The organism is Gracilibacillus ureilyticus (assembly GCF_900111195.1).
GTDB classification, from domain to species: Bacteria; Bacillota; Bacilli; order Bacillales; family Amphibacillaceae; genus Gracilibacillus; species Gracilibacillus ureilyticus.
Genome location: NZ_FOGL01000011.1, coordinates 113113 through 136352, shown reverse-complemented (window position 1 = coordinate 136352; position 23240 = coordinate 113113). Strand labels below are relative to the sequence as shown.

The following is a 23240-nucleotide window of genomic DNA, read 5'->3' as shown; positions in this document are numbered from 1 at the left end:
TCCTTCACTCAGGATATCTGTGCAGATATTGTAATTAATCAAACGAATTTTTGCAATGTTAATATTTTTGTTTTTCAAAAACCCGATAATACACTATACTATTATAAGAAGATATTTAGAGGAAAGGTAATTATTATATGGCAGAAGAAAATACAAATTCAAAAATTGATTATACACTCATCCTAATTATTATTGCTCTTGCAGTTATTAGTATATTTACTTTATATACATTGCATCCATATCTAATAGAAAAATATCCATTATCCACTTACTACATGTCACAAATTAAATGGTACATCGTCGGGACTGTTGCAGTCGTTATTATAATGTTCTTTGATTATGACAGATTAAGACAGGTATCATGGGCCTTTTACGGTTTAGGTGTCATTGCATTACTCATGCTGTATTTCCACTTCCCTCCTGGAATAGCGGACAATGTAAATGGTGCCTGGGGCTGGTTTCAGATACCCGGGTTCGGATCATTGCAGCCTGCGGAATTCATGAAAGTATTTTTAATCATTTTCCTTGCACATATTATAGTTGCACATAATGAAAAATATCCGGAACATACAGTGAAAATGGATTTATGGTTACTTGCCAAAATCGGGTTAAGTGCTTTAGTACCAATCTTCTTCTTAACACAGCAGCCAGATTTAGGCGGGGTTCTTGTTCTTACTTCCATTACGATCTGTATGATTCTTGTTTCAGGGATTAAATGGAGAATTATTATTTCCATTCTTGGGGGATTACTAATAAGTGTCGTTTCCATCGTTGTTATTTATATTTCTTTTCCAGATCAGGTAAATGAATTCCTCTATGAAAAAGATTTACAGCATGTTGGTGACAGGTTCAATGCATGGCTTAATCCTGACGAAAACAGTCAGGGAGATGCTTATCAATTATTACGGGCAATGCTTGCCATTGGGTCAGGGCAGCTGTCAGGTAAAGGTGTCAGTGATTTCGAGGTAGCATACAAGATACCGGAATACCATACAGACTTTATCTTTACCTCGATTGCCGAACAATTCGGTTTTATCGGATCAAGTATTGTCATTACCATTTACTTCTTATTAATATACCGGCTCATCCATATCGCACTGAAATGTAATGACCCATTCGGGAGTTACATGATTACAGGGATTATAGGAATGTTTGCCTTTCAGGTTTTTCAGAATATTGGGATGTCGATTCAATTGCTTCCAATCACAGGACTTCCGCTCCCTTTTATTAGTTACGGGGGCAGTTCGACATTGACCTATATGCTGGCAATTGGTATCGTGCTCAATATTTATTACCATCTAAAAACATATATGTTTGATGAATCTTAAAAAGTGAGGTTTTGACGCATGAAATTAGATATCATTGGTGACATACATGGATGCTATAAAGAGCTTTTATCACTAATCGAGAAACTTGGATACAGAAGGGAAGGAGAAAATCTTACCCATCCTGATGATCGAAGGCTTGCTTTTGTAGGGGATCTTACTGACAGAGGGCCACAATCTCTCGAAGTTGTCAGATACGTTTACCAATTAGTAATTAAACAAAAATTCGCCTTTTATGTACCAGGAAATCATTGTAACAAACTGTACCGTTATTTCCTGGGGAATAATGTCAAACAACAGCACGGGCTTGAAACAACGGTTGCCGAATATACAAAGTTATCAAAAAAGGAACAGCAGGAAGCAAAGCAAATGATGATTGAATTATACGAGAAATCCCCTCTATATATGGAGATTGCTGAAGTGAATGCTGTTATTGCTCATGCAGGCATAAAAGAAGACTATATTGGAAAACAGGGAAACAAAGTAAAGACATTCGTTTTATATGGCGACATTACAGGAGAAACACTTCCTGATGGAAGGCCTGTTAGAAGAGACTGGGCAAGATATTATAATGGAGACAGGTGGATTGTATATGGTCATACACCTGTTCTTGCTCCGCGTTTTATTAACAAAACAGTTAATATTGACACAGGGTGTGTCTTCGGTAACAAATTAACCGCTTTTCGGCTGCCTGAAGAAGAAACAGTTTCAGTCCCTTCAAAGCAACCTTTTGTCGAAGAGAAATTCTCGAAATATGATGAAGAAGCAGACAATTAATGTGCTGCTTCTTTTATTTTAGCAATATCTTCTGCCAACGGTATAGTGAAACGCATTGTTTCTTGCGTCGTTGGATGGGAAAAAGATAACTCCGTACAATGAAGGGCCTGTCTGTCAATATATTTTTGGTTTCCGCCATACAGGCTATCTCCCGCTAAAGGGTGCCCCATATATGCCATATGGACTCGTATCTGGTGGGTTCTCCCTGTTTCCAGTTTTATTTCTACAAGGGAATAGTCACCCCAGGTTTCCAATGAACAATAATTCGTTACAGCATCCTGTCCGGCCGGTTCCACTATTCTCTTTAATATAGAATGGGGATCGCGGGCAATAGGCTGACTGATTCTTCCTTCTTCCGGCTCAAGTTTTCCCTCGATTACAGCCTGATATTTTCTGTTCACATGACCTGCCTGCTGCTCTCTGAACATAATTGCATGACTGTACCGATGCTTAGCGATAAGCAGCAAACCTGACGTATCCCTGTCCAATCTTGTGACAACATGCACAGTGTATGGCAGATTCTGCTGATCATAATGGTAAAGAATCGCATTGGCTAAAGTACGAGATGGATGATGCCGGGATGGTATTGTAGCCATATAAGGCTGCTTATTAATTACAAGCACATCATCATCCTCATAAACAATGGATAGTGGAATTGCTTCAGCTATCATATAGTCACTTCTTTTTTCAGGCGGGAAAATAACTTCAACAATATCATCTTTTGCTAATATATGTCTTACTGTTCTGGGGATACTATTCACAAGTATCTTTCCACCCTTGTGTTTCACAGTCGCAAGCGTTCGTTTCGAGAATCCCCTTACTTCAATCAAATATTCCCTTAATAAAATGTTTTCATGCTGTTCAGTTATCATCCATTTCACTTATTACTTACCCCTTTTGCTGTTTTAACGCTCATCAGAGATAAAAGAGTCATGTACCCTTTTCCAGAAAGGGAATGCCCGGAATCTTGCAAAACGAATCTTTTTTTCTGAGACGCGGCATTCAATTGTATCAATGTTGGAATAGGAATCCGTATTATGATCGATTGTAATTAAGAAGCTTTTATGGTGATGCAGCGGCTTTAATTCACAAACGTGATGTTTTGGTAAAATCAACGGGGAGCCAATTGTACGGAATACCCGATTATTGATTGATGCCATTTCCGTTATTTGATAAGCATTTAATGCAGGATGGATAATGGCTCCACCTAGTGCTTTATTATATGCCGTACTGCCAGAAGGTGTAGAAATACATAGACCATCACCTCTAAATCTTTCAAAATGTGCGCCTTTAATAAGCACATCCATAACAACTGTACCGTCCGTTGATTTTACAGATGCTTCATTCAATGCTAAAAACCGCTTTGTTTCCCCTTTGCTTGCTGGATGAATGATAATATCAAGCAAAGGATATTCCACAATTTCAAATGGGTTCTTTGCGATTTCAATTATTAATTTCTCTATTTCATCTGGTAACCAATCTGCATAAAAACCCAAATGACCAGTATGTACACCAATAAATGCGGTATCCTCAAGCCTGTGCTGGTATCTGTGAAAAGCTTCAAGGAATGTACCATCTCCTCCAACGGAAATAGCCAGATCAGGTTCTTTCTCATCATATTCAAGAGAAAAATCCATTAAATACTGTTCCATACGGCCCTTAATAACATCTGATTTCTGGTCCCCTTTTGATAATATACTAAAACGCATGTTGATTACCCCCATGATTAATGATTCTGCTTATTTGAATGATAAATTCTCTGTGCTTCCTGAATTTCATCTTTAATCTTCGACATTTCTTCATCCATGCTAAATGCTGCTTCTGCCGCCCTTTTAAGACGTGCCTGCACTTTTTCAGGGATCTGCCCTTCATATTTATAGTTTAAGGAATGCTCATTTGTTGCCCAGAAATTCATTGCCATTGTCCTTATTTGTATTTCAGCAATAATTTTCCTCTCCCCATGGATCGTTTCAACAGGGTATTCTATAATTAGATGATAGGAGCGATACCCGCTCTCTTTTTTATTTTTTATGTAGTCCCGCTCTTCTATTACTTTAAAGTCATTTCGGGATTTTAATCGATTTAATATGTCATATATATCATCAACAAATTGGCAAACCACTCGAACTCCTGCAATATCCTGCAGATCTGTTTCTATTTTATCCAGTGGAATGCTTTTTCTGTGCATTTTTTCTTTGATACTGGAGATTGGTTTCACACGACCTGTTACAAATTCTATCGGTGAATGGTTTGTTTCATGCTCGAACTGTGCTCGCATCCCCCTTAACTTCACTTTTAATTCTTCAACCACCTGTGAATAAGGTGCCAAGAAAGTTTTCCAGTCCATGTCTAGCACCACCTCTGCCTTTATCTAAGTATATATTACCACACTTACACAGTTTAACTTAATTAAAAAACGTTTAGTGTATATTTTTTGCATTTTTAATCAAGAAGAAGCACAATATGAGTAGAATAGACGAAAAGGTGGCAGATCGGATGTCTCAGGAAATTGAAATAGAATTTAAGAATTTACTAACAGAGGAAGAATTCCGCTTATTGCATGATTTTTTTCAATCATTTTCTAAAAAAGAAATTGTACACATTAACCATTATTTTGAAACACCATCGTTTTCATTGAAAAAAAACGGATCAGCACTTAGAATACGAGAAAAGAATAATAAATTTACCGTTACTTTAAAACAACCTAATCCAGATGGAGCCGGACTGTTAGAAACACATGAGGCAATTTCACCCGAGGAGGCGGATAAGTGGTTTCATCATAAAATTATACCTTGTCGCGAGATTTCTTCAGCCTTAAAGCAAATGGGTATTAAGATAACTGAATTGCGTTATGGAGGAAAACTTCTCACAAATCGAACGGAAGTAAAATATGAAGAAACATTAGTAGTGCTGGACCATAGCATGTATAATGGCAGAGAAGATTATGAACTGGAGTTAGAGTGCCTAGAAGAAAAATATGGAAAAGCAGTTTTTGACCAGTTATTAAAAAAATTCCAGATACCAGTTAGAAAAACGAGGAACAAAATTGAGAGATTTTATCATACACTGTAATAGTTCTTTATCTTGTTTTTAAACTGTACAATAACAGCTCAATGCCTTTATATTAATAGGTTGAAATTAGCAAAACAGTTTATTTGCCTGAAGCAGCACTTCACTGTTACAATATAGTAACAATTATGAATATTTTTTAACAATTCATTGGACAATAGTGGAACGAAAGGTTTGGAAGAAATGAATGATGTACGCTCAATTTATGAGGCAATAGGTGGCGAGGAGACAATCGATCAGCTGGTGGAAGCATTTTATGCGCGTGTTGCTAAGCATCCTGACTTAATCCCGATTTTCCCCGACGATTTTACAGAAGTTGCTCGTAAACAAAAACAATTTTTAACACAATTTTTTGGTGGTCCGCCATTATATATACAAGAACATGGGCATCCTATGATGAGAAAGCGCCATTTACGCTTTCCAATCACTCCAGTAAGAAGAGATGCATGGCTGAAGTGTATGGAAGGTGCATTAAGCGAAGTTCAAATTCAGGAGCCGTTCAGAAGTGCCATGTTTGAACGTTTAACACTTACAGCCAATCACATGATGAACACACCTGACGAAGAGAAAGGAGAATCATTGTGGTGAATTGGAATTCAGCTGGGTCATGGCAGCCCCAGGATCAAAATCAGTCGACTCAATTTCACTTTATCGATATGCTTAAAAAACCGATAGAGATTTACGTTTTTGTCGATCCTCTATGTCCAGAATGTTGGTCATTAGAACCTTATTTAAAAAAGTTAACTGTTGAATATGGGCGCTTTTTTACGATAAGACCTGTACTCAGCGGACAGCTCACCAATTTGCACAAAGACAAATTTGAACGGCCGAGAAAACTTAAGGACATTTGGGAGAAAACAGCTAACCGAACTGGAATGTGTTGTGATGGTGATCTATGGATTGAAAACCCGATCCACCATCCAAAGCTGACTTCCATTGCAGTGAAGGCAGCAGAATTACAAGGAAAAAAAGCCGGAAAGAAATTTCTGCGTAAAATTCAGGAGTTTGCCTTTTTAGATAAGAAGGATATTTCCAGCGAAGAAATTCTGCTGCACTGTGCTGAAGAGATTCATTTAGATATTGATGAATTTAAGAGTGATCTTTATTCAAATTCAGCTGCAAAGGCGTTACAATGCGATTTAAAAATCACAAGAGAAATGGAAGTAGAATATATTCCAACAATGGTTTTCTTCAATGAATCTGATGAAGAAGCGGGTCTGAAGATTTCCGGAATTTATCCGTATGATATTTATGTAAAAGTTTTAAAGCAAATGCTTCAGAAGGACCCTTTACCTGCAAAGAAACCAGAGTTAATTGACTTTTTATCACAATACGAATTTGTTGCAACAAAAGAAGTTGCTGTTGTGTACGACTGGTCCGTTGAAAAAACGGAAAAAGAGATGAAGAAATTACAATTAAAGCAATTAGTTGAGAAGGTTCCAGTAAAATACGGCTGTTTCTGGAAATATATCAAGTAAGAAGAAAAGGACATGTAGGTAAATACATGTCCTTTTCTTTTATCTATTACTAGATAAGGGATGGGAGAAAGTTTAGGTCAAACAAAGGGGTTTGTTTGTAAACATTTCATACATATACTATATCAATTGTTTTTTTCTTTGACAATACATATGTGCAACAATTCACAAAAGTGTCACACTTCTAATTCCCCGCCTTTTTGCATAGAGTAGATACTGGAATAACTCAATATATGCCTGCTTACATAACTTATTTTAGCTCTGTGTAATTAAAAATTGTAAAGGGTGAGATATTAATGCGTATACTTATTTTCCTCTTACCGTTATTTGCATTATTTTTAAATATTTTCGGCTTAATGCGTTTAATACCAATGTATCTAACCATTCCATTGTTATTTATTACAATCTATATGTCCGTCTATTTCTATTTTGACAGAAAGAAATTTAAAGGGTTTAGAAAAAGGCTGCCACATTAGCGGGGCAGCCTTTTGTTTAAATTCTCATAGAGCTAAAAAATCATTTTATCTGATCGAGCAATTCTTCCATTTCATTTAGTTTCTCTTCAAATACTTGTAAAGCATTCAATACTGGTGTCTTTTCTGTCATATCAACTCCAGCATGTTTTAATACCTCAATTGGATAATCACTGCTTCCTGCACTTAAATAATCTATATACCGTTTAACTGCAGGCTCTTTTTCTTCGAGAATCTGGGCTGCTAATGATTGTGCTGCTGCATATCCTGTCGCATACTGATAAACATAGTAGTTGTAATAAAAATGTGGGATTCTTGCCCATTCCAGCCCAATTTCCTCATCAATCACTAAGTCATTACCGAAGTATTTTTTATTTAAATCATAATATACTTCTGTCAGTTTATCTGCAGTAAGTGCCTCACCTTCCTGTTCGAGCATATGAATTTTATGCTCAAATTCAGCGAACATCGTTTGACGAAAAACTGTGCCACGGAACCCTTCCAGAAAGTGATTCAGCAGGTAGAGTTTTTCTTTCACATCATCCGTTTTCTTCACAAGGTAATCATTTAACAATGCTTCATTGCATGTAGAAGCAACCTCTGCTACAAAAATAGAATAGTTTCCATAGCGGTATGGCTGATTTTCATGTGTATAGTAGCTGTGCATCGAATGACCCAATTCATGGGCAAGTGTGAAAAGATTATTTAAATTATCCTGCCAGTTCATTAATATATAAGGATTGGTGCTGTAGGAACCTGAAGAATAGGCACCACTTCTTTTTCCTTTGTTTTCTTCGACATCAATCCAGCGATCCTCAAACGCTTTTTTCATAACTTGTAAATATTCTTCACCAAGAGGTTTCAGTGCTTCCTGTACTGTTTGCTGTGCATCCTCATAAGTAAACTTCATATCCACATCTTTAACTAGCGGTGTATATAAGTCATACATATGCAATTCGTCTAAGCCCATTACTTTCTTCCGTAAACCGATATAACGGTGCAATAATGGAAGACCTTCATGAATCGCTTCAATTAAATTATCATATACAGCTTCCGGAATATTGTTCCGATCCAGTGCCGCATGCCGCGCACTGTCATAATTGCGTACTTTCGCATAGAAATTATCCTTCTTGACTACACCTTGTAATGTCGAAGAAAAAGTATTTTTTAAACTTCCGAAAGTTTCATACATCGCTTTGAAAGCATCACGCCGTACTCTGCCGTCTTTTGATTCCAGAAAGTTAATATAACGGCCATGTGTTAAATCAACTTCTTCTCCATTCTCATCCTTGACCGCAGGGAATTTAATATCGGCATTATTTAGCATGCCAAATGTTTGTGAAGCATTATCTGTTACTTCAGAAGCTTCCGCCAGCAGTGCCTCTTCTTTTTCCGATAGAATATGCGGCCTTTTACGGTTAATTTCATCGAGTGTATGTTTATATAACTGCAGTGGCTCAAATTCCTTCAGATACTTTTCGATAGTCTCTTCATCTAATGTTAAGATCTCTGGTGTAATGAAACTCATTACACTTGATGTTTGGGTCAGCAGATTCTCTGCTTTCGCGTTCATCGCCTGATATACAGAATTCGTTGTATCCTGATCATAACGCATATGTGCATATGTATATAATGTGCTCAGCCGATCAGATACCTCGTCCTGCAGCTGGAATAATTCGAATAATTTTTGAGCAGATTCATTTAATTTCCCTTGATAGGAGGTGAACTCAGGTAATCGTTCTTTCACCGCTTTCCATTCTTTTTCCCATTCTTCATCAGTTGCATAGATGTCCTCTAATCGCCATGTTAATTTCTCAGGTATTTCATTACGGGCAGGTAATGATTTTGTTGCTTTTGCCATTAACATTTCCTCCTTTGCCAAACTCTAGAATAAATGCATAATATTATTATAACTTACATTGGCACTTATCATACAGCGGTACGTACTACAACATACACATTTTGTTTACAGCTCTTAAGAATACCTATACGCTCCAGTAATTGAAAATATTCTTTTACGGGGTGTAAAGGGGCATGAAGAAGAGGAAAATCTCTTGCAGGATAAAGATGATTATGCACTAAATCTGCTGCATCTTTCAATGAAAATTCTCTCCGTTTCACAATTAAGTCAAGATACAGGCAGCTTTGCCATATCCATGGCGGTGTTTTCATCATAAATTCACTTTGTACAGGTATATTAACATAATAAGGGATTGTTTGTGTATTAAACTTGTGTAAATACAACCATTTTCGCCATTCTGTTTCTCTTCTTTGATGAAAAGATACCGGTCGATTTCGCCAGTTTTTTAATTCCTTTCTCCATATCTGAAGCAATTGTTGTGTTGGCAGCTTTCTAATGAGGAAAAATTCCTTGAATGTACATTTTTCTAGTGGTTTGACAGTAAAATTGCCGTAAGCTTTTGTTTGGGTAAGGAAATAAAAATCCTGGAAGAAGATAAGCTGTTTCTGGGAACTGCAATAATAGTAGATAATCTGAGGGAAGTGCTCATGAAATTGGTGAATATAGGCGGCATCATGAGACGTTATTTTAATAAGTTGACTTGATAAGCGATTAAGATTGTTTGCACCTAAAATCCATACTGGAATCATTCCAATTTGCCGGTATTTTTCTGTTCGGCTCCGAAGTTCAGTTAGTGATATTCTGGCACATTGATATTCGATGGCTAATGTCCTTGTTCCCAGTTTTACCAATAAGTCAGGCCTTTGTTTAATTTCAGATATATAATGCTCTAAAAACACCTCAATGCCTTGTTTCTTTAACCATTGATATAAATCTAATTTGCCTTTCGCATGGTAGGATCCTTCGCCACTATGCAGACATGCTGATTTTTTCCTGTGGGCAAAATGAGCAGTAACCTTTCTTCCTGCTCTGATTATTAGTTCTTCCTTACAATCTGGACAATAAAACTGGCCTTCTTCTTTCATTTGTGCAAGAATTCCGGCATCAAGTGAATAGAGCGTCACAATCCTTCCTTTACTATCTATTGCTTGTAACAAAAAAATCACCTCCATGACATTTATTCGACATGGAGATGACTTTTCCTGCTTATTGTTCTACTTTTCCGGGAATGGAGTTTTTAATAAAGAAAGCTAAGACAAAGCCTACGATTGATATGATAGCAGCTACCAGGAAGGATACATTCACACCATGGATCATCCCTTCCATCCCATTTGCCGGATCTGCCTGATTCAACATGATAGACACTAATAATGCCGTACCAATTGCTCCAGCCATCTGTCTCATTGTATTATTCATTGCCGTACCATGTGGAACCATATCGCTTGGTAATTGATTTAAACCTGCCGTCGTAACAGGCATCATTACCATTGCTATACCAAACATTCTGACAGCATTAACTATCGTTAAATAAAGAAAACTTGTTTCTGTCGTCAAGATGGAAAATAAGAATGTGGTAATAACAAGTAAACCTAAACCGATAATGGCCAACCATCTTCCGCCAAATTTGTCAAATAGCCTGCCAGTGACCGGATTCATCGCACCCATTAACAAAGCTCCCGGAAGAAGCATTAAACCAGATTGTAATGCAGAGAATCCCAGATAATCCTGCATCATAATCGGTAAAATAATGGCACCACCGATCATGGCAAAAAAGGAAATCATACCGATTGCAGTAGTTAATGTAAACATTTTATACTTAAAGATTCTAAATTCCAGAATTGGCTGTGGTAACTTTAATTGTCGCAAAATAAAAATTGACAGAGTTATGGCACCAATTATTAACGGAATATAAACTAACGGGCTGGTCCATCCATGATTTACATCACCAGCTGTACTAAATCCATATAACAAACCACCAAAACCTAATGTTGATAATACAATTGATGAAATATCCACTTTCGGATCTATTTGCTTCGTAACATTTACCAGGATTTTGTATGCCACAATGATATCAATAATCGCGATTGGCAAAATCACATAAAATAAACTGCGCCAGTCAAAATGCTCCACTAAATAACCTGATAACGTGGGACCGATAGCAGGAGCAAATGCTATCACTAGTCCAAACATTCCCATAGCTGAGCCTCTTTTTTCAATAGGAAATACTAAAAACATAATCGTCTGCATTAACGGCATCATGATACCTGCACCCGCTGCCTGCAGCACGCGTCCTATAAGTAAAACATAAAATCCGGGAGCAATTCCGCAAATTAATGTACCAACAGCGAAGCTTCCCATTGCTGTTAAAAATAATGACCTTGTTGTGAATTTTCCAATTAAAAAAGCTGTAATTGGAATCATAATACCATTTACAAGCATAAAGATTGACTGAAGCCACTGTGCCATCGCTGCATCAATTTCTAAATCTGTCATTATATGAGGTAAGGCTGTACCTAGCAGTGTTTGATTTAATATTGCAACAAAAGCCCCTGATATTAAAACAATCATAAGTGGGGTCCGGTTTATTGGTCCTTCGTTCATAAACTTAAATTCCTTCTTTCTGTATCACGGTCTTTTTTAGCCTGTACTAATAAGTATTTTTTACACCTTAAATATATTAACATAATTTATTTCGTATTACGAAGTATTTGTTTACCAGGAGTTACAAAAAAAGAAACTAGGCATTTCTTTTTTAGAAATACCTAGTTATGCTTGAAAATGTTCTTTCACTTGGATTAATGCATCTTCCGCGAAGATAACTTTTCCATATTCCTGCACAACAAACATGGTTTCCGTAGATTCATTACCAAATTCTAAAATCTGGCTAATTAAATCTTCCTGTTCATCATCTGATAAATATTCTTCATCGAATTTAGTGATGAGCATATATTTCCCATTGAAAAAGTATAGTTCCTCGCCCATTCCTTCAACAGGTTCAAATACATGACTTAACTGGATGATATCTTCTAAATCCCTAAAGCTAACTACTACTACAAAATCATGGCCAAACTGTTCCTCTACATCGATGTCTTCCCTATTCAAAGGTCCAAACTTCTCCTCTAATAAAGATTCTATCTTATCATCTACAGGCATATCGATTGTTTTACCTGACTCTGTTGGTAATTGTAAATTCTGACCATCTTTCGATATTTGGGCTTTTGTTACCACAATCTCCAGCCCTTTTTCGAGAGCTTGAACTTGAATCCACAAAGGTCCGTCTATTTGAAAATCTTCTTCATTATAATTTACTTCATCCATCACTTGCCAAAACAGCTGCTCACTTTTTTCCCGATTGTACCATATTTCTTCACGATCAAAACCGCGATCCTCAATGTCCATGTAGGATATATAGAATTTGATCGTATTTTCATTAATTCTTTCTATCTCCATAGATTAACTCTCCCTTCTTATATGAATGTTTGGGTTGGAAGGGAATCACTATTCATCTATCTAAACCCTTATCTTTCTCATACCCTAATACATTGCTAAACCATTTAATGAAAAGGTGTTATTTCTATTGTATGACAATGATGGCATATTTGAAAACATAAAAACTTAAATTTATCATATTTTTACTTTATTACTTTAAATAAAGGTGGTATTAACTATAGATTGTAGCTTATTATATATAATTTGTCATTAGATAAATACATCATTTTTACGTTTCATTTCCACCCATTTATTGAAAAGGTGGAAAAAAAAACAGATCTTTTAGGAGATCTGCTTTTTAATTAACCATTCTTTGTGCCTCACGCAATTGAAATGTTCTTACAGTACGTGGTAAGAATCGTCTAATTTCGTCTTCATTATAACCTACTTGAAGTCTTTTCTCATCCAGGATAATTGGTCTTCTCAATAAACCTGGATTATCTTGAATTAATTGAAATAAATCTTTTAAAGGTAACTGATCCAGATTAACATTCAGTTTTTGAAAAACTTTGGAACGTGTTGAGATGATCTCGTCTGTACCATCTTCTGTCATTCGTAAAATTTCTTTAATTTCATCAAGCGTTAATGGTTCTGAGAAAATATTACGTTCGTGAAATGCAATGTCATGCTCCTCTAACCATGCTTTAGCTTTCCGACATGATGTACAACTTGGCGAGGTATAAAGTGTTACCATGTAACTTCACTCCTCAATATCGATTTAAATTTATAATATGGATGTTTTGTTTAACATCTTTTATTACATTAAAATAAGTTTAAATAACTCAATATGTATAAGTATACTACATATTTCGTTTGAATGATAGAGACTTACGTGATTTTCTTCACTTTTTCCATATTCTTTACTCAACTAGAGTATACCCTTCCAATCAATTACTAAACGCTTTTTTATTTATTTTTTTCTTTTTTTGTCATATTCATCTAACGATTTAAATATATCATCGGTTCTCCGCTCCTGGCCATATGTTAACACCTCATCCACCGGCTGGTACGATTTCCCGTACAGTTCTTCGTCTTTGTATGTATGGATATCTTCATACATCCGCTTCATTTGCTGATAAATTTCTTCTTCATTCTCACCTGTAGGCGACCAATAAAGGATTTCCAGTGTGTTATTCTCATTTGTAGCCAAAGATTTTCGTGTATAACCGATGGAAAGTGCGTGTTTGAATCCCTCCCGCTGATAAAAGCGCAGTCTTTTCGTTGAATCTGTATCCTGATAGTCGTATGGTTCCACTTCAAGGATAATTGGTTTTCGCTTGTTTTTTAATTTGTCTATCAGCTGATGACCAATCCCTTGGCCTCGTGACTCTTTTGAGACATAAACATAATCAATAAAGATAAATGTGGGAAACTCAGCATACATCAGGACATGATGTGGCCCTTCATCTTTATAATAAACATCCCCTTTTTCCTGCAGAAGGAGCTCCATGTGTTCTTTTGACTTCATCTCTTCTACTGGGAAATACTGATTCAGCTTCTCATACCAGTTCAATAACAACACCCTTTATTAATGCATTTGTTTAGTGATTATCGAAAGTAATATACCCGGTTTTACTATTACTTAAACCTTTTTTTCTATATTAATTAAATGGTGTATAATCTACTCCTTCAGTATAAGAGTTTCCAGCATTCCAGATAAGAAATTCATCAATACCATTTTCATTTAATGCGCGTATCTGTGCCTCAACTTCTTCTATTCCATACTGGAAAGTTGCGCCGCTGTATAACCATGGTGCTTCGAAATCCTGGATCCACGGTCTTGACACCGGACGGTTCTCTAACTTACCAAGAACTTCATTTTCTACTTTAGCATACTCATTAACCAGTCGGTATGGCTCTTTATCAGGATTATCTATACCAAAATATGGCGTCCAGTGACTTGGATAGATCATAGAGGATATCACGTCAACATTATCAGCAATTCTTGAGAAATTTTGGCCGATTCCAGGCGCTTCTTCAATTGTCGCTGAATAACCGAATATATCAACAGATACATCCACGTCATAATAAGATAATTCTTCTTTAGCATATGCAACAAAGTCTGTCACAGCTTCTACCCTCTTCTTCACATCACTTAGTTCATCACCTTTATAGTCCCCCAGGTCATATGTCAATTCCTTATCCCGCTTCTCAAAACCTTCCGGGAAACGAACATAATCAAACTGAATTTCCTTAAAACCGAGTTCTGCTGCCATTTTGGCTAATTCTACATTATATTTCCAAACTTCTTTTTGAAATGGACTAACGAACGCTTCCCCTTTTCCATTAACCCATACTTCACCATTTTTAGTAAAGGACAGATCCGGCCGTTTCTTTGCTAATACGGAATCTTTGAAAACAACGATTCTTGCTATCGGATATATTTGTTTCTCCTCCAATTGCTCAAGCAAAGCTCTTGGATCCTTAATATAGTTAAGGGAAATGTCTTCAAATTCAGATCCTGCTTCAGGTTTAAAAGTTAAATTACCATGGTCTTCTTTTACATCAATCACCATCGCATTTAAATCGGTTGTCTCTACAAGGTTCAGTAAGCTCTCAAATCGGCTTCCACCTGCTGATGGTCCTGTTACGTAAATTCCTCTAACAGCATCTGGATATTCAAATGTCAAACCAGATTGATATGTAAAAAGCGGAAGATTGTCAGGAATCTCCAGAATTATTGACGAACTCTGCTTAACTGTATGTAAAGAAGCTTTTAACGTTTCGTCTCCCTCATCTGCGTATGTACTGACCGGAATAAGCAAACATCCGATAATACATAATATAAATAGCTTATTTCTTAGCTGTCTAAGGTTCATCATTTTCTATCAAACTCCTACATTTTTTTATTCTCTACTACATTATATAGAAAATTCTATTACTTTTGTTAAGATTCCACCAATTAATTGTAAAAAAACCTGAATTTTCACATTAATTAATTTAGAGAAGGAAAAAGCCCTTATCTGTTAAATAGGATAAGAGCTTTTTCGTTAAGCCTGATATTGTTTATATTCTTCTGAAGTACACAATACCCAATGTCCCGGGCTCACTTCCCTCAATTCGGAGTCTTCAGGACGATAGCTATCTGGATCGAATGCGACTCGCTTTCTGTTTCTCTCAAAGTCAGGATCAGGGACAGGGATTGCTGACAACAATGACTTCGTGTAGGAATGCAGTGGATTATTGTAGAGTTCATCACTTTCAGCTAACTCCACAATTCTACCAGCATACATAACGGCAATTCTGTCACTGATATATTTTACCATCGATAAATCGTGCGCAATAAACAGGTAAGTTAATCCTCTCTCCTGTTGCAGCTCTTTCAGTAAATTAACAACCTGAGCCTGGATAGAAACATCTAATGCTGAAATCGGTTCATCGGCAATAATAAATTCCGGATCAACTGCCAATGCTCTTGCAATACCTATCCGCTGTCTTTGCCCTCCACTGAATTCGTGCGGATAGCGTGAGGCATGTTGTTTGTTTAACCCGACAGTTTCCAGCAATTCATGAACTCTTTCTGTTTTCTCTTTATCACTCTTAGCCAATCCGTGAATATCCATACCCTCCGCAATAATATCTTTTACCGTCATTCTTGGATTAAGGGAAGCGTACGGATCCTGGAAGATCATTTGCATTTGTCTGTTAAATGCTTTTAAATCTTTTTTTGACTTACCTCCATGGACATTTGTCCCATTAAAAATCACTTCTCCACTTGTTGCATTATATAATCTGATGATTGTCCTTCCAGTAGTTGACTTGCCGCATCCGGACTCTCCCACAAGTCCAAATGTCTCGCCACGGTAAATATCAAAACTGATACCATCTACCGCTTTAATCACACCATTTTTCCCTGAGTGAAAATGTTGCTTAAGATCTTTAACTTCCAATATCTTCTCTTGCTGCTTCATGATTGACTTCCCTCCTCACCAGCAATACCTGCCATTCGTTTTTTTACTGCTGGAGGCGGCTCGATTTCCGGTGCATTTTCGTGTAAAAGCCATGTTGCAGCATAATGGGTATCAGATACCTTAAACATAGGAGGTTCCTCTTCAAAATCAATCGCTAAGGCATACTCATTTCTTGCCGCAAATGCATCTCCCTTAGGCGGACTAATTAAATCAGGCGGTGTACCTGGAATGGCAAGAAGTTTCTCTTCCGTACTGTCTACTGTAGGCATAGAACCTAGTAATCCCCACGTATAAGGATGTTTGGGATTATAGAAAACATCATCCACTGTTCCTATTTCCACTATTTTCCCAGCATACATTACAGCAACCCGGTCTGCCACATTTGCCACCACACCTAGATCATGCGTTATAAATATAATAGAAGTATCCATTTTTGATTGAATGTCCTTCATTAACTCAATTATCTGTGCCTGAATGGTAACATCCAGGGCAGTTGTTGGTTCATCTGCAATCAATACTTTCGGATTGCATGCAAGTGCTATAGCAATCACTACACGTTGACGCATCCCGCCTGAGAACTGGTGAGGGTATTGATTTAATCTCTTTTCGGGATTCGGAATTCCTACAAGGTCTAATAATTCAAGTGCCCTTGCTTTTGCCTCCTGTTTGGATTTCTTTTGATGGAGAATTAAACCTTCCATAATCTGCTTACCTATCTTCATTGTCGGATTCAATGAAGTCATTGGATCCTGGAATATCATTGAAATATCCTTACCTCTTATTTTCTGCATTTGTTTTTCGTTTAATTTTGCTAAGTCTTTACCATCAAACAAAATCTCACCTTCCGGGATTTTCCCTGCCGGTTTTTTGATTAAGCCCATTAACGCCTTTGTTGTTACAGATTTACCAGAACCTGATTCCCCAACAATTGCTAACGTTTCCCCTTTTTTTAACGAGAAATTAACACCTCTAACGGCTTGTACTTTTCCACCATACGTATCAAAAGTAACATGTAAATTATTTACGTCTAAAATATTTTCCAAAGCTGCCACCTCCCATTCTATCGTCTCATTTTCGGATCTAAGGCATCCCGTAATCCATCTGCTAATATATTAAAGCCAATCATCAATAGAGAAATTATTAAAGCCGGGAATAATAACATGTATGGATATACTCTGTAATCATCGAAGGCTGTATCAATTAATGTCCCTAATGATGCATCTGGCGGTTGTAGTCCAAGTCCAATAAAGCTTAAAAATGATTCAAAGAAAATAGCACTAGGTATTGTAAACATAGTATTGATAATAATTACACTTAGAACATTTGGAATTAAATGTTTCATTAAAACTCTTTTATCATTCGCTCCAAGCGTTCTTGCAGCCAAAACGAATTCCTGGTTCTTCAATTTCAATACTTGCCCACGCACAATCCTTGCCATACCTATCCATCCAGTAATCGTTAAGGCAATAGTAATAGCTAATAAACCGGGACTAAGCAGCATAATCATCAAAATAACAATGACTAAGTTTGGTATCCCTGATAATACTTCAATAATACGTTGCATAATATTGTCAGTACGCCCACCATAATAACCTGATATACCACCGTATAACACACCAATTACCATATCAATCATAGCGGCCAGAACTCCGATATAAAGGGAAATTTGAGTGCCTTTCCATATCCTTGTCCAGAGGTCACGCCCCATACTGTCTGTTCCGAACCAGTAATAAGTGTCATCAAGTCCCTTGGCACCATATATATCTACTTCCATTGCCACTTTATAATAATTGTCATTACCTTCATTCGGTTCTTCTATAACTTCGGTATTCTGTACATATTTCTCTTCAATTTCATAACCATCTAATCCACGTTGAATGGCATCTTCCACAGTTGTCCCCTGAACTTCATATGTTTGCATTCCATCCAATCCAAGCCAACTTAAACCTTTTACTTTAGGCGGCATATATGCAGCATCATAGTTCGCATCATCCATTGAATAATCATTCATAAGAGGGCCTGTCAATGCGATCGCGACAATAAACAGGATGACAACAAGCCCGCCAATTGCTCCTTTATTTTTAGCTAGTCGAAGCCAGGCATCTTTCCAGTAGGAGAGTTGAGGACGAGTAAGTTCTTCACCTAACTCTTCTCGAACATGGACACGCTGAAACTTCTCTTTTGTATATTCATTTTTCGCTTTGTCCATTAGTCCTTCCCTCCTCCTGTAATACGAATTCTAGGATCAATTAATCCATATAGTAAATCTACAATTAATATAACGACAACAAACAGTACTGCGAATAATATCGTTGTTCCCATGATGACAGGATAATCATTCGTGTTTATTGATGAAACAAATTGTTCACCAATACCCGGAACTGCAAAAATCTGCTCAATAACTAAAGTTCCTGTCATTAAACTAACAGTCATAGGGCCTAATACAGTAATTACCGGTATTAATGCATTTCTTAAGGCATGTTTAAACATAATACTTCCATTTGATACACCTTTAGCACGTGCTAATTCAATATAATCAGAACCTAACACTTCTAACATTTCTGTTCGCATAAATCTGGCACAAATCGCCATTGGAAAAATCATAAGCGCAATGGTCGGAAGCACCGTATGAATAGGACTTTCCCAGAACGATACAGGGAACAGTCTCCATTTCACAGCAAGGTAATATTGTAATAAACCTGCAAAAACAAAGGATGGTATTGAAATACCAATAACTGCAACAATATTGGAAGTATAATCTATCCAGGTGTTGTGTTTAATTGCGGCAATCATCCCAAGAATGATTCCGAGTACTGCTCCAATAATTAATGCCTGTGCACCAAGCTCTGCCGAAGGACCAATACGCTCAAGCAGCATGTCAGTTACCGGGCGATTTTCGTATTGAAAGGACACACCGAAATCTCCGCGAACTATACCTGTTAAGTATTTAAAATATTGAACAGGTACCGGATCATCCAGCCCGTATTTTTCCTCTAATAACGCCTGCTGTTCCTCGGTTATTTTCCCTCCGAGGTTATTAAAGGGAGATCCTGGCATAATCTTCATAAGGAAAAAAGTTGCTGTTATGATTATAAATAACGTAATAATCATATAAATTAACCTTTGTATAAGGTATTTAGCCAATTCCCCCACCTCCTACATTAAATAATAAAGATTGAATATTCTAAAAATTCACTTAACAGGATAAAAGAGAGTATAAAGTCATATACTCTCTTTCCATTAAAAACCTTATTTTTCAATATCTACATACTTAAAGCTGTAATTATTAGAGAAAGGATTTAATTGATCTAAACCTTTTACATAATTTTTAGCTAAAACAGAAGTTTTTCTTTGAAGGATTGGTGCAATTGCAGCATCTTCCAATAGGATTTTTTCCGCTTCCTGTAATGCTTCAAAACGGGCTACAGGATCTAAAGCCAGTTCATTTTTAGCTGATTTAACAAGTGCATCGTATTCTTCGTTGGAGTAGCCAACATCATTGTTCTCTCCACCTGTTACAAATATGTCGATAAATGAAATGGCATCTTTATAGTCTGGCACCCAGCCTGATACTGCTAATTCATATTCTTTCGTACGCATTAAGTCTAATTGTTGTGCCCATGGTACGTTCACTGTTTCTATTGTTAAACCTTCAAGATTTTTCTCTAATTCTGTTTTCATTATCTCACTAATATCTTTTGCAACATCCGTATCCCCACTTAAGAAGCTTAAGGTTACTTCCTCAAAGCCCAGTTCTTCTTTTGCTTTAGCCCAATATTCCTGTGCTGCTTCTTTATCGAAAGCTAGAAGATCACTGCCTGTCTGGAAGTCTTCCCCTGTTTCCGGATGTTCTACAAATTCGGCAGGAACAAAGTAATTTACTGGTGTTGAATCATTACCATATACTACATCAATGTATGCTTGTTTATCAAATGCTTTTGATAGAGCCATACGGAAATTATAATTTTGCATATATTCACTTTTCTCCGCAGATTCCTGGTTCATTTTCATGTAAAATGTTGATGCTTCATTTAGTGACTGGAATTCTGGGCTTGTTTGATTATCCTTAACTTGTGAACCTGACAATGTAACTCGATCAAGGTTTCCTGTTTCATAGTTAGATAATCTTGTGTCAGCTTCTTTAAGAACTTTAACTGAAATTCCGTCTAATGCTACGTTTTCAGCATCCCAATACTCTTCGTTCTTCACTAATTCCCAACCGTTTTCAGCTTTCCAGCTAGTCATTTTATAAGGACCATTTGCTAAAATACTTTCAGGTGATAACGAGAAGTTATCTCCTTGTGCTTCAACAAATTCCTGATGTGCTGGCAAGAAGTTTGCATTAATTACATAAGAATCAAAGTAAGGAACTGGTACTTCTAACTCCACTACAAATGTATGTTCATCTGGAGCACTTACACCAAGTTCTTCTGGTGCTAATTCTCCTGCAAATATTTGTGCTGCGTTTTTGATTTTACCGCTCATTAAGTAGTTACCATAGAAAGATCCATTATCAGGGTTAACTGCACGCTGCCAACCGTACACGAAATCTTGTGCGGTAACAGGATCTCCGTTTGCCCATTTTGCATCATCGCGTAAATGGAATGTATAAGTTAAACCATCTTCACTAACTTCTGTTTCTTCCATTTTCGCAATACCTGAAACAATTTCTCCACCTGGTGCCTGACGGTATAGACCTTCATAAACTGTATCAATCCATTGTGTCGAAACATTATCCTCCGTCATAATTGGATCCATTGTTGGAATATCCGATGTGGAAGAAATCCTTAAGATTTTCTCTTCTTCTGTAACTGTATCTGTATCTGTATTGCCTTCTTCTTCTTCAGTGTCTTCCTGTGATGAATTGTCGCCACCGGTTGAACATGCAACCAATGATATTGCTAACAATAATCCAAGCAATAAAAATAGCCAATTTCTATTCTTCATTATTGTGAAACCTCCTGTTGTTAATGTAGATAAAGTTTTTGTAAACTTTTCACAATTTATTATACATTTAACCCCTTACATATTCGACATATTTTCTCTTTTTACGCTAAAAATGAGTCGATTACCTTACGAAAAATAAATATTTTTTCCTATATTTCGACAAATATAGGGAATATTCCATCTATTCAGACTATTTAAATAATTGTTATTTTCTTCTTCTTCGTAGATAATAAGCTGTGAGGGGGGATCACATGAAAAAACAGTTTCTTTTCTTTTTTGTTCAATGTTTAGTGTGTCTAATTTTTCTTCTTTTACTAAAAAAAGATATTTCAATCATTGATTTTATAAATATTACCTTTTATCTTTCAGGGATTTATTTAGTTTCCGGATTATTATTATTCGTTATCTCTAAGGGGTTCTTTGATATTACTGTAAATAGTTTCAGAAAAGTTTTTACCCGAACTGATAAAAAGAAGCAATGGGAGGAAACCTGGCAGGATAATGGTGCACCATCAGATAAAGTGAACCCTGACTGGATCCTGTTCTTCTTGTTACAAGGCGGGCTAATGTTTCTTCTTATGGGTATACTTCTCGTTATTTACTATAATTAAACTTGAAAAAATGGCAGGAATTCTATATAATTCAATAAAAATCATAATTTTTTTGAAAATGAAAAGTGGAGTACTTCTTAGTCCCCTGGTTACAGAGAGCCTATGGATGGTGGGAATAGGTACTAAGATTAGGAAGGAATTGGGCTTTTCTCACGTATATTTTCATTGTTTAACTAACATTATCCAGTTTATCAAGTGATCACAAGTTTAGTGATAACAAGGGTGGTACCGCGGTTCATTCGTCCCTTCTTTTTTGGGGAGAATGGACCTTTTTATATGCAAACAAATTAATATGAGGTGAAAACATGAAGAAGATATTTTCAGGAATTCAACCAAGCGGAACATTAACACTAGGCAATTACTTAGGTGCGATGAAACACTTTGTTACATTACAAGAAGAGAATGAATGCTATTTCTGCGTAGTAGATGAACACGCCATCACTGTTCCACAGGACAGGCTGGAACTTCGTCAAAATATTAAATCTTTAGCAGCTTTATACATAGCTTCTGGAATTGATCCAGATAAATCTGTTCTTTTCATCCAATCTGAAGTTCCGGCACACACACAGCTTGGCTGGATGCTGCAAACTGTCAGCTATATCGGTGAACTGGAAAGAATGACCCAATTTAAAGACAAATCCAAAGGAAAAGAAGCCGTTTCTGCCGGCTTGCTTACATACCCTCCATTAATGGCAGCAGATATCTTACTTTATCAAACAGACATAGTGCCAGTTGGTGAGGATCAAAAACAGCATTTAGAATTAACACGTGACTTGGCACAACGATTTAATAACCGTTATAATGATATATTTACAATCCCGGAAATCAGCATTCCAAAAGTTGGTGCACGGATTATGTCTTTACAGGAACCGACAAAGAAAATGAGTAAATCTGATGACAATCAGAAAGCGTCCATCCTCATGCTGGATACAGAAAAACAAATCGAGAAAAAAATTAAAAGTGCTGTAACCGATTCGGATGGAATAGTGAAATTTGATAAAGAAAATAAACCGGGGATCAGTAACCTCATGACAATTTATGCAAGCTGTACTGGTGAAAGTATCGAACAACTTGAAGCAAAGTATGAAGGAAAAGGTTATGGTGATTTTAAGCAGGATGCTGCCAATGCAGTGATTGATACTTTACGTCCTATTCAGCAGAAATACCACGAATTAATGGAATCAGAAGAACTCGATATGTTACTAGACAAGGGAGCAGAAAAAGCTAACTTTGTTGCAAATAAAATGCTAGCAAAAGCTAAAAAAGCAATGGGACTTGGCCGTGTAAAGAAAAAGAAATAAG

General features: G+C 36.7%; 23 protein-coding genes and 1 other annotated feature. Of the genes, 8 read left to right on the top strand and 15 right to left on the bottom strand.

Annotation, left to right across the window (positions count from 1 at the left end; genetic code table 11):
• Window positions 1-137: 137 nt before the first annotated feature.
• A complete protein-coding gene (locus BMW36_RS11960; protein ID WP_089741385.1) occupies window positions 138-1328 on the top strand; it encodes an FtsW/RodA/SpoVE family cell cycle protein in 1191 nt (396 codons plus the stop codon).
• An 18-nt stretch (window positions 1329-1346) separates the two neighbouring features.
• The gene (gene prpE, locus BMW36_RS11955; RefSeq protein ID WP_089741383.1) at window positions 1347-2102 is read left to right on the top strand and encodes a bis(5'-nucleosyl)-tetraphosphatase PrpE; all 756 of its coding nucleotides are present in this window, start codon (window positions 1347-1349) and stop codon (window positions 2100-2102) included.
• Here the strand turns inward: prpE and BMW36_RS11950 are convergent.
• The 3 genes from BMW36_RS11950 to yjbM are packed head-to-tail and all read right to left on the bottom strand — an operon-like array spanning window position 2099 to window position 4449.
• Window positions 2099-2974, bottom strand: a complete 876-nt coding sequence (locus BMW36_RS11950; protein ID WP_089741416.1) for an RluA family pseudouridine synthase — start codon at window positions 2972-2974, stop codon at window positions 2099-2101. The two genes, prpE and BMW36_RS11950, sit on opposite strands and share 4 nt — an antisense overlap.
• A gap of 33 nt (window positions 2975-3007) precedes the next feature.
• The gene (locus BMW36_RS11945) at window positions 3008-3811 is read right to left on the bottom strand and encodes an NAD kinase (RefSeq protein WP_089741381.1); all 804 of its coding nucleotides are present in this window, start codon (window positions 3809-3811) and stop codon (window positions 3008-3010) included.
• Between the two features lie 17 nt (window positions 3812-3828).
• Window positions 3829-4449, bottom strand: a complete 621-nt coding sequence (gene yjbM, locus BMW36_RS11940; RefSeq protein ID WP_089741379.1) for a GTP diphosphokinase — start codon at window positions 4447-4449, stop codon at window positions 3829-3831.
• Between the two features lie 116 nt (window positions 4450-4565).
• On the opposite strand from yjbM, the gene BMW36_RS11935 reads away from it, so the two are divergent.
• The 4 genes from BMW36_RS11935 to BMW36_RS11920 all read left to right on the top strand — a co-directional run bounded on the left by BMW36_RS11935 (window position 4566) and on the right by BMW36_RS11920 (window position 7122).
• The gene (locus tag BMW36_RS11935) at window positions 4566-5174 is read left to right on the top strand and encodes a CYTH domain-containing protein (protein ID WP_245711668.1); all 609 of its coding nucleotides are present in this window, start codon (window positions 4566-4568) and stop codon (window positions 5172-5174) included.
• Between the two features lie 180 nt (window positions 5175-5354).
• Window positions 5355-5759, top strand: a complete 405-nt coding sequence (locus BMW36_RS11930; protein ID WP_089741414.1) for a globin domain-containing protein — start codon at window positions 5355-5357, stop codon at window positions 5757-5759.
• Window positions 5756-6649, top strand: coding sequence for a ClpXP adapter SpxH family protein (locus tag BMW36_RS11925; RefSeq protein WP_089741375.1), 894 nt, complete (start codon window positions 5756-5758; stop codon window positions 6647-6649). The genes BMW36_RS11930 and BMW36_RS11925 overlap by 4 nt, the downstream gene beginning before the upstream one ends.
• Window positions 6650-6942: 293 nt before the next feature.
• Complete coding sequence (locus tag BMW36_RS11920; RefSeq protein ID WP_089741372.1) at window positions 6943-7122, top strand: hypothetical protein; 180 nt, start codon at window positions 6943-6945, stop codon at window positions 7120-7122.
• A 40-nt stretch (window positions 7123-7162) separates the two neighbouring features.
• Here BMW36_RS11920 and pepF read toward each other — a convergent pair whose 3' ends face one another.
• From pepF to BMW36_RS11860, 12 genes are all read right to left on the bottom strand, one after another.
• Window positions 7163-8980, bottom strand: coding sequence for an oligoendopeptidase F (gene pepF, locus BMW36_RS11915; RefSeq protein WP_089741370.1), 1818 nt, complete (start codon window positions 8978-8980; stop codon window positions 7163-7165).
• A gap of 68 nt (window positions 8981-9048) precedes the next feature.
• Window positions 9049-10137, bottom strand: a complete 1089-nt coding sequence (locus BMW36_RS11910; RefSeq protein ID WP_175480440.1) for a competence protein CoiA — start codon at window positions 10135-10137, stop codon at window positions 9049-9051.
• 49 nt (window positions 10138-10186) lie between these two features.
• Window positions 10187-11581 (bottom strand): MDR family MFS transporter, encoded by a 1395-nt coding sequence (locus BMW36_RS11905; protein WP_089741366.1) that lies wholly within the window; start codon window positions 11579-11581, stop codon window positions 10187-10189.
• A gap of 165 nt (window positions 11582-11746) precedes the next feature.
• The gene (gene mecA, locus BMW36_RS11900; protein WP_089741364.1) at window positions 11747-12430 is read right to left on the bottom strand and encodes an adaptor protein MecA; all 684 of its coding nucleotides are present in this window, start codon (window positions 12428-12430) and stop codon (window positions 11747-11749) included.
• Between the two features lie 337 nt (window positions 12431-12767).
• Window positions 12768-13163: a transcriptional regulator SpxA gene (gene spxA, locus BMW36_RS11895; RefSeq protein ID WP_054788981.1), complete on the bottom strand. Its 396-nt coding sequence runs from the start codon at window positions 13161-13163 to the stop codon at window positions 12768-12770.
• A 216-nt stretch (window positions 13164-13379) separates the two neighbouring features.
• Window positions 13380-13982: a GNAT family N-acetyltransferase gene (locus tag BMW36_RS11890; protein ID WP_089741362.1), complete on the bottom strand. Its 603-nt coding sequence runs from the start codon at window positions 13980-13982 to the stop codon at window positions 13380-13382.
• A gap of 88 nt (window positions 13983-14070) precedes the next feature.
• On the bottom strand, window positions 14071-15291 hold the full coding sequence (locus BMW36_RS11885) for a putative glycoside hydrolase (protein ID WP_245711667.1): 1221 nt from the start codon (window positions 15289-15291) through the stop codon (window positions 14071-14073).
• Between the two features lie 168 nt (window positions 15292-15459).
• Entirely contained in the window at window positions 15460-16380 is a 921-nt protein-coding gene (locus BMW36_RS11880; RefSeq protein WP_217640960.1) for an ABC transporter ATP-binding protein, read from the bottom strand.
• Entirely contained in the window at window positions 16377-17423 is a 1047-nt protein-coding gene (locus tag BMW36_RS11875) for an ABC transporter ATP-binding protein (protein ID WP_089741358.1), read from the bottom strand. Before BMW36_RS11875 ends, BMW36_RS11880 begins: the two co-directional genes overlap by 4 nt.
• Before the next feature lie 17 nt (window positions 17424-17440).
• Window positions 17441-18589: an oligopeptide ABC transporter permease gene (gene opp3C, locus BMW36_RS11870; RefSeq protein WP_089741356.1), complete on the bottom strand. Its 1149-nt coding sequence runs from the start codon at window positions 18587-18589 to the stop codon at window positions 17441-17443.
• Entirely contained in the window at window positions 18589-19524 is a 936-nt protein-coding gene (gene opp3b / locus BMW36_RS11865) for an oligopeptide ABC transporter permease (RefSeq protein WP_089741354.1), read from the bottom strand. Before opp3b ends, opp3C begins: the two co-directional genes overlap by 1 nt.
• 105 nt (window positions 19525-19629) lie before the next feature.
• The gene (locus BMW36_RS11860; protein ID WP_089741352.1) at window positions 19630-21327 is read right to left on the bottom strand and encodes a peptide ABC transporter substrate-binding protein; all 1698 of its coding nucleotides are present in this window, start codon (window positions 21325-21327) and stop codon (window positions 19630-19632) included.
• A 251-nt stretch (window positions 21328-21578) separates the two neighbouring features.
• On the opposite strand from BMW36_RS11860, the gene BMW36_RS11855 reads away from it, so the two are divergent.
• Window positions 21579-21938: a DUF3899 domain-containing protein gene (locus BMW36_RS11855; protein ID WP_089741350.1), complete on the top strand. Its 360-nt coding sequence runs from the start codon at window positions 21579-21581 to the stop codon at window positions 21936-21938.
• A gap of 54 nt (window positions 21939-21992) precedes the next feature.
• Window positions 21993-22188 (top strand) — a binding site (T-box leader).
• A gap of 55 nt (window positions 22189-22243) precedes the next feature.
• Window positions 22244-23239 (top strand): tryptophan--tRNA ligase, encoded by a 996-nt coding sequence (gene trpS, locus BMW36_RS11850; protein WP_089741348.1) that lies wholly within the window; start codon window positions 22244-22246, stop codon window positions 23237-23239.
• Window position 23240: the final 1 nt, after the last annotated feature.

Excerpts from the sequence above, each read along its gene's own strand:
- BMW36_RS11905 (WP_089741366.1), bottom strand. The coding sequence starts at position 11,581 with ATGAACGAAGGACCAATAAACCGGACCCCACTTATGATTGTTTTAATA.
- pepF (WP_089741370.1), bottom strand. The coding sequence starts at position 8,980 with ATGGCAAAAGCAACAAAATCATTACCTGCCCGTAATGAAATACCTGAG.
- BMW36_RS11885 (WP_245711667.1), bottom strand. The coding sequence starts at position 15,291 with ATGATGAACCTTAGACAGCTAAGAAATAAGCTATTTATATTATGTATT.
- BMW36_RS11960 (WP_089741385.1), top strand. The coding sequence starts at position 138 with ATGGCAGAAGAAAATACAAATTCAAAAATTGATTATACACTCATCCTA.
- BMW36_RS11930 (WP_089741414.1), top strand. The coding sequence starts at position 5,355 with ATGAATGATGTACGCTCAATTTATGAGGCAATAGGTGGCGAGGAGACA.
- trpS (WP_089741348.1), top strand. The coding sequence starts at position 22,244 with ATGAAGAAGATATTTTCAGGAATTCAACCAAGCGGAACATTAACACTA.
- BMW36_RS11920 (WP_089741372.1), top strand. The coding sequence starts at position 6,943 with ATGCGTATACTTATTTTCCTCTTACCGTTATTTGCATTATTTTTAAAT.
- BMW36_RS11945 (WP_089741381.1), bottom strand. The coding sequence starts at position 3,811 with ATGCGTTTTAGTATATTATCAAAAGGGGACCAGAAATCAGATGTTATT.
- mecA (WP_089741364.1), bottom strand. The coding sequence starts at position 12,430 with ATGGAGATAGAAAGAATTAATGAAAATACGATCAAATTCTATATATCC.
- opp3C (WP_089741356.1), bottom strand. The coding sequence starts at position 18,589 with ATGGACAAAGCGAAAAATGAATATACAAAAGAGAAGTTTCAGCGTGTC.
- spxA (WP_054788981.1), bottom strand. The coding sequence starts at position 13,163 with ATGGTAACACTTTATACCTCGCCAAGTTGTACATCATGTCGGAAAGCT.
- yjbM (WP_089741379.1), bottom strand. The coding sequence starts at position 4,449 with ATGGACTGGAAAACTTTCTTGGCACCTTATTCACAGGTGGTTGAAGAA.
- BMW36_RS11950 (WP_089741416.1), bottom strand. The coding sequence starts at position 2,974 with ATGATAACTGAACAGCATGAAAACATTTTATTAAGGGAATATTTGATT.
- prpE (WP_089741383.1), top strand. The coding sequence starts at position 1,347 with ATGAAATTAGATATCATTGGTGACATACATGGATGCTATAAAGAGCTT.
- BMW36_RS11855 (WP_089741350.1), top strand. The coding sequence starts at position 21,579 with ATGAAAAAACAGTTTCTTTTCTTTTTTGTTCAATGTTTAGTGTGTCTA.
- BMW36_RS11860 (WP_089741352.1), bottom strand. The coding sequence starts at position 21,327 with ATGAAGAATAGAAATTGGCTATTTTTATTGCTTGGATTATTGTTAGCA.
- BMW36_RS11935 (WP_245711668.1), top strand. The coding sequence starts at position 4,566 with ATGAGTAGAATAGACGAAAAGGTGGCAGATCGGATGTCTCAGGAAATT.
- BMW36_RS11880 (WP_217640960.1), bottom strand. The coding sequence starts at position 16,380 with ATGAAGCAGCAAGAGAAGATATTGGAAGTTAAAGATCTTAAGCAACAT.